Here is a 5433-nt window from a genome sequence, read left to right on the forward strand (position 1 = left end):
GGCCCGGGGACCGGCGCCCGGCCAGCGCCCGGATCGCGGCCGGGAACAGCAGCGACTCCCCCGCCGCGACCAGCTTGACCGCCTTGATCAGATCGTCCGGCCTGGTGCGCTTGAGCAGGAACCCGCTGGCCCCGGCCCGCAGCGCGTCGTAGACGTAGTCGTCGTTCTCGAACGTGGTCACCACCAGCACCTTCGGCGGCGCGTCCAGGGCCAGCAGGCGCTCGGTGGCCTGGATGCCGTCGAGCGCGGGCATGCGGACGTCCATGAGGACGACGTCGGGCCGCTCACGGCGGACCAGGGGCAGGACGGCGGCGCCGTCCGCGGCCTCGCCGACCACGGTCAGGTCCGGCTCGGCGTCGATGATGATCCGCAGTCCGGCGCGGATGAGGTCCTCGTCGTCGGCGATCACGACTCTGAGCGTCATGGGCTCGACCGTAGCGGCAGACGTACCGTGACGCTCCATCCGGCCTCCGTGGGGCCCGCGTCCAGTTCGCCGCGCAGCAGCCGGACACGCTCGCGCATCCCCGTCACGCCCCTGCCTCCGGGGCCGCCGCCGGTCCCCCGTCCCGGGTTGGTGACCTCGAGCCTCAGGTCGTCGTCCTGTACGGCGGCGGCCAGGCGTACGGGGCCGTGGCCGTGCTTGATGGCGTTGGTGAGCGCCTCCTGGAGGATGCGGTACGCCTCCCTGGAGACCACGGCGGGCACCGCGGACAGGTCGCCCACCTCCTGCCGCACCTGAGCGCCCGAGGCGGCGACGAGCGCGTCGAGGTCGGCCAGCGTGGCCTGCGGCGCCCTGCCCCGCCCGGCCGGACCGCCGCCGTTCCCACGGCCACCGGCCCGGGCATCGGCCCGGTCATCGGCCCGGTCATCGGCCCGGTCATCGGCCCGGTCATCGGCCCGGTCGTCGGCCCGGTCGTCGGCCCGGTCGTCTTCGCGGAGCACGCCCAGGACGTGGTCGAGGTCCTCCAGGGCGGTGCGGGCCGACTGCTCGATCGCCGCCAGGGCCTTTCTGGCGATCTCCGGGTCACGGTCGAGGACCCGGCCCGCGGCGGCGGCCTGCAGGGTGACGACGCTCAGCGCGTGCCCGACCGAGTCGTGCAGCTCGCGGGCCAGCCGGTTGCGTTCGGCGAGCGTACGGGCGTTCTCTTCGGCGGCGGCCAGGCGTTCGGCCGGGGTGGGGCCGAGCAGGACGGGAGCCAGCCTGGCCAGCAGCTTGCCCGCGCCCGCCACCGTCGCCACCAGCGCCCCCAGCAGCGCCAGCCCGCCCAGCGGCCACAGCACCGCGGGCCATCCCGGCTCCACGACGACGCCGATGATCGGGGTCGCCCGCCCGGCGAACGGCAGCGCGAGCGTGACCAGCGTGAACGGCACGATGGCCAGCGTGGAGCCGCTGAGCAGCCCGCCGATCGCCAGGTGCAGGGTGAACCAGGCGGCGGTCCTGCGCCGCTCCTGCCAGGTGCGGCCCGCCTGCCTGGGCGGGGTCTCGACGTGCGCTCCGAGCAGCCCCTGCGCCGCGTTCACCTCCAGGGCTCGGATCGGCAGGAACAGGCCGGTGACGGCCACCACCGGCAGCACCGCCACGAACACGCCGATCTGGATGGGCAGCAGCAGGTTGGCGCTCTGGCCCTGCCACTGGGCCGCGATCAGGACGCCGGTCATCATGTACGGCATCAGCAGCGCGCCGCCCAGGATGAGGCACGCCCATCGGCGGGGCAGGTTCCTTCTCACATCCGCGATTGTATGTCGATGGATATTCGCTCTCGGTGGAATGCGCCCTTAGAGAAATGCGCCCCCAGCGAAATAATTCCAGAATTCACACCCGCCGGGTCTAGCGTTTTTCTCGGAAATACCCAGCACAGAAAGGCGACCGGTCATGACGGAGACCCAGCGTGCGGCCTGGCCAGACCAGCTCAGCCAGCGCCTGCTGAAAGAGCGGATCGTCGTCCTCGGCCAGGAGGTCGACGACGAGATTTGCAACCGGCTCTGCGGGGAGCTCCTATTGCTGGCGGCCGAAGACCCACACCGCGACATAACGCTTTACATCAATTCGCCGGGCGGGTCCGTGACCGCCGGGATGGCGCTCTATGACATGATGCAGTTCATTCCGTGCGATGTGGCGACGGTGGCGATGGGGTTCGCCGCCTCCATGGGGCAGGTGCTGCTGACGGCGGGCGCCAAGGGCAAGCGCTACGCCCTGCCCAACTCCCGTGTCGTCATGCACCAGCCGCTCGGCGGCATCGGCGGCTCGGCCAGCGACATCCAGATCCAGGCCGACAACATGCTCTACACCAAGCGCCGGATGGCCGAGATCATCGCCCACCACACGGGCCAGCCGCTGGAGCGCATCCAGGCCGACTCCGACCGCGACCGCTGGTTCACCGCCCAGGAGGCGCTGGACTACGGCATCGTCGACCACATCGCAGAAGGGATGAACTGATATGAGCGGCCGCTATGTGCTGCCCTCGTTCACGGAGCGCACGTCGTACGGCATGAGGGAGATGAACCCGTACAACAAGCTCTTCGAGGACCGGATCATCTTCATCGGCGCCCCCATCGACGACACCGTGGCCAACGACGTGATGGCGCAGCTGCTCACGCTCGAGTCGCTCGATCCCGACCAGGACGTCAGCCTCTACATCAACTCCCCCGGCGGCTCGTTCACCGCCATGATGGCCATTTACGACACCATGCAGTACATGCGGCCGGAGGTCCACACCGTCTGCATCGGCGAGGCGTCCTCGGCCGCGGCGGTCCTGCTGGCGGCGGGCTCACCCGGCAAACGCGCCGCCCTGCCGCACGCCCGCGTCCTGCTGCACGAGCCCCACGCGGAGGGCGGCCGCGGGCAGGGCAGCGACCTGGAGATTCACGCCAGGGAGATCCTGCGCATGCGCGACCAGCAGGAGGAGATCCTTTCCCGGCACACGGGGCGGGGGATCCTGGAGATCAGGAAGGACATCGAGCGGGATCGGATCTTCACGGCGGAACAGGCGCGCACGTACGGGCTGGTGGACGACATCTACGCCTCCAGAAAGCGCACCCTGACCCCCGCCCGCTGACCCCCACCCCTCCCCCGGCGCACAACCAAGCGCCGAAACCCAAAGGCTGGAGCCGGGGGGCAGGGGTCCGGGCCGGAGGTAGGGCCCGAGACCGGGAGCGGGGTGATGGTAGGCGGCGGGGTCGCCTCCGAGGGCCCGGCGTCCAAACACCCCACACCTCCGGCCGACGCGCCGTGAGGCGGGTGCCCCACGGCGGCGGTCATGGTCGCGGCAGGAGCTTGAGGGTCGTGGCTCGGGCCTGGGCGGCGACCATGGGCACGACGTAGGTGCTGCCGTAGCGGTGGTATTTGGTGCGGTACGCCGCATCGATCCGGTCGTTGATGCCGGGATCGTTCTCCTCGGCCAAGGCGACGTCCTTGTCGACACCACCGGCGGTGATGTGGGCGCGGTGGCCGGCCCGGGCGGTCCGGTACCAGGCCCCGTCGCCGCCTCGGTAGGAGCGGATGTAAAGATCGTCGCCGTCACGGACGACCCAGATGGGCACCGGTGTGCGCGGCGTGCCGTCGTCGCGGACGGGCGCGATCCGCAACTCCTCCGCGGTGCCGATACGGGCGAGTTCGTCGCTGGTCCATGAAGTCATGACGGATGTCCTTTCCTTCTGCTGGTCGGGATGGTGGCGGCGGGTCACAGGCCGGTCATGCGTTCCAGGTGTTCGGGATAGCGGGCACCCCGGATGTCGATCTTCGCGGCGGCGTCGTCGATGTGTTCGAGGTCGTCGGTGGTGAGCTCGACGTGGGCGGCGGCGACGTTCTCCGCCAGTCGCTCCGGCCGGCGGGTGCCGGGGATCGGGACGATCCAGGGCTGCTGGGCCAGCAGCCAGGCCAGCGCGATCTGTGCGGGTGTGGCGCCCTTGCGCCGGGCGATGGCGCCCAGGAGATCGACGAGCGCCTGGTTCGCCTTCCTCGCCTCGGCGGTGAAGCGCGGGATGCTCGCGCGGATGTCGGCGCGGTCGAAGGTGGTGGCCGCATCGACGGTGCCGGTGAGGAATCCTTTGCCGAGCGGGCTGTAGGGGACGAAGCCGATGCCGAGTTCTGCCAGGACCGGCAGGACCTCCTGTTCGGGCCTGCGCCACCACAGGGAGTACTCACTCTGCACGGCGGTCACGGGCTGGACGGCGTGGGCGCGGCGGATGGTGCCGGCGGCTGCCTCGGACATGCCGAAGTGCCGGACCTTGCCGTCCTGGATAAGCGTTTTGACCGTTCCGGCGACGTCCTCGATCGGCACCCGCGGGTCGACGCGGTGCTGGTAGTACAGGTCGATCACGTCGACGCCGAGCCGCCGGAGCGAGCCGTCGACGGCCTGCCGGATGTGCTCGGGCCGGCTGGACAGCCCGGTCTGGCGGCCCTCGGCGTCGAACGCGAATCCGAACTTGGTGGCGATCACGACCTGCTCGCGGACGGGGCCGAGGGCTTCGCCGACCAACCGCTCGTTGCGGAACGGCCCGTAGACCTCGGCGGTGTCGAAGAACGTGACGCCGCGCTCCACCGCTGCCCGGATGAGCCCGATCATCTCCTGCCGGCTGCCGGGGTTGGGGCCGTAGCTCTGGCTCATGCCCATGCAGCCGAGGCCGATCGCCGAGACCTCGAGATCACGGCCGAGAGTTCGCCTGTCCATGGTCAACTCCTTCCTCGATCGTTTCACCGCTGATCGTGATCGTCTGTCACATCGCCGTCCGTACGTCCTGTCGTCGCTGTCGCGGCGGGTCCTAGCAATCGGCTTGCGGCTGCGGCGGCCAGCGTGGCCGCGGCGGCGATGAGCAGGCTGGTACGCAGGCCGTGCAGGAAACCGGCCGGTTGCGCGAGCAGCGCGCCGAAGACCGCGACGGCCAGGGCACCGCCCACCTGCCGGCTGGTGTTGAACACGCCGCCGCCGACCCCGGCCCGGTGGGGCGGGACGGCGTCCAGCAGGGCGGCGGTCATCGGCGGCATCACGAGCGGACCGCTCAGTCCGATCGGGACCATCAGGGCGGCCAGGGCCCAGACCGGGGTCGAGGCGGGCGCGAGGGCGAGGACCGACAGGCCCGCCGTCATGAGGGCCAGGCCGGTGGTGATGAGTGCCCGCGTGCCGATCCTTTCGGTGATGCGCGCGCTGAAGGGGGTCAGGATGGCGCCGACGAGCATCATCGGGGCGAACGCCGCTCCGGCGGCCAGGGCGGACAGGCCCCGCAACTGCTGGAGGTACAGGCTCATCACGAACGGCAGCCCGTGATAGCCCACGACGAACGCGAAACCGACGACGACGCTGACCGTCGCGGTCCGGGAGGCGAACAGGTCCAGCGGCACCATCGGGTGGGTGCGGAGCGCCTGGGCCGCGAGGAAGGCGGCGAGCGCCACGCCCGCCACCACGAACGCGGCGATCACCCGGGGCTCGGCGAACC

Annotated in this window: 7 protein-coding genes; 2 read left to right on the top strand and 5 right to left on the bottom strand. The window is 71.0% G+C overall.

The genetic code is table 11. The features are described from left to right. A partial coding sequence (locus ACWDX9_RS59065; protein WP_449972349.1) for a response regulator occupies nt 1–424 on the bottom strand: 424 nt, incomplete at its 3' end. Continuing rightward, the gene (locus tag ACWDX9_RS59070) at nt 421–1728 is read right to left on the bottom strand and encodes a sensor histidine kinase (RefSeq protein ID WP_449972350.1); all 1308 of its coding nucleotides are present in this window, start codon (nt 1726–1728) and stop codon (nt 421–423) included. The genes ACWDX9_RS59070 and ACWDX9_RS59065, both read right to left, overlap by 4 nt. 145 nt (nt 1729–1873) lie before the next feature. Between ACWDX9_RS59070 and ACWDX9_RS59075 the strand changes: the two genes are divergently transcribed. Both ACWDX9_RS59075 and ACWDX9_RS59080 read left to right on the top strand, forming a co-directional pair. Further along, nucleotides 1874–2437: a ClpP family protease gene (locus ACWDX9_RS59075; RefSeq protein ID WP_192783338.1), complete on the top strand. Its 564-nt coding sequence runs from the start codon at nt 1874–1876 to the stop codon at nt 2435–2437. A gap of 1 nt (nt 2438) precedes the next feature. Then, nucleotides 2439–3056 carry an ATP-dependent Clp protease proteolytic subunit gene (locus tag ACWDX9_RS59080; RefSeq protein ID WP_449972353.1) on the top strand — a complete coding sequence of 206 codons (618 nt, stop codon included), beginning with the start codon at nt 2439–2441 and terminating at the stop codon, nt 3054–3056. Between the two features lie 199 nt (nt 3057–3255). Here the strand turns inward: ACWDX9_RS59080 and ACWDX9_RS59085 are convergent, their stop codons facing one another. The 3 genes from ACWDX9_RS59085 to ACWDX9_RS59095 all read right to left on the bottom strand — a co-directional run. Beyond that, nucleotides 3256–3636, bottom strand: coding sequence for a DUF2255 family protein (locus ACWDX9_RS59085; protein ID WP_449972355.1), 381 nt, complete (start codon nt 3634–3636; stop codon nt 3256–3258). A 44-nt stretch (nt 3637–3680) separates the two neighbouring features. Continuing rightward, nucleotides 3681–4670, bottom strand: a complete 990-nt coding sequence (locus ACWDX9_RS59090; RefSeq protein WP_449972358.1) for an aldo/keto reductase — start codon at nt 4668–4670, stop codon at nt 3681–3683. A 23-nt stretch (nt 4671–4693) separates the two neighbouring features. Then, the coding region (locus ACWDX9_RS59095) for an MFS transporter (RefSeq protein ID WP_449972361.1) at nt 4694–5433 on the bottom strand (740 nt) is incomplete at its 5' end.

Source organism: Nonomuraea sp. NPDC003201, from assembly GCF_053590415.1.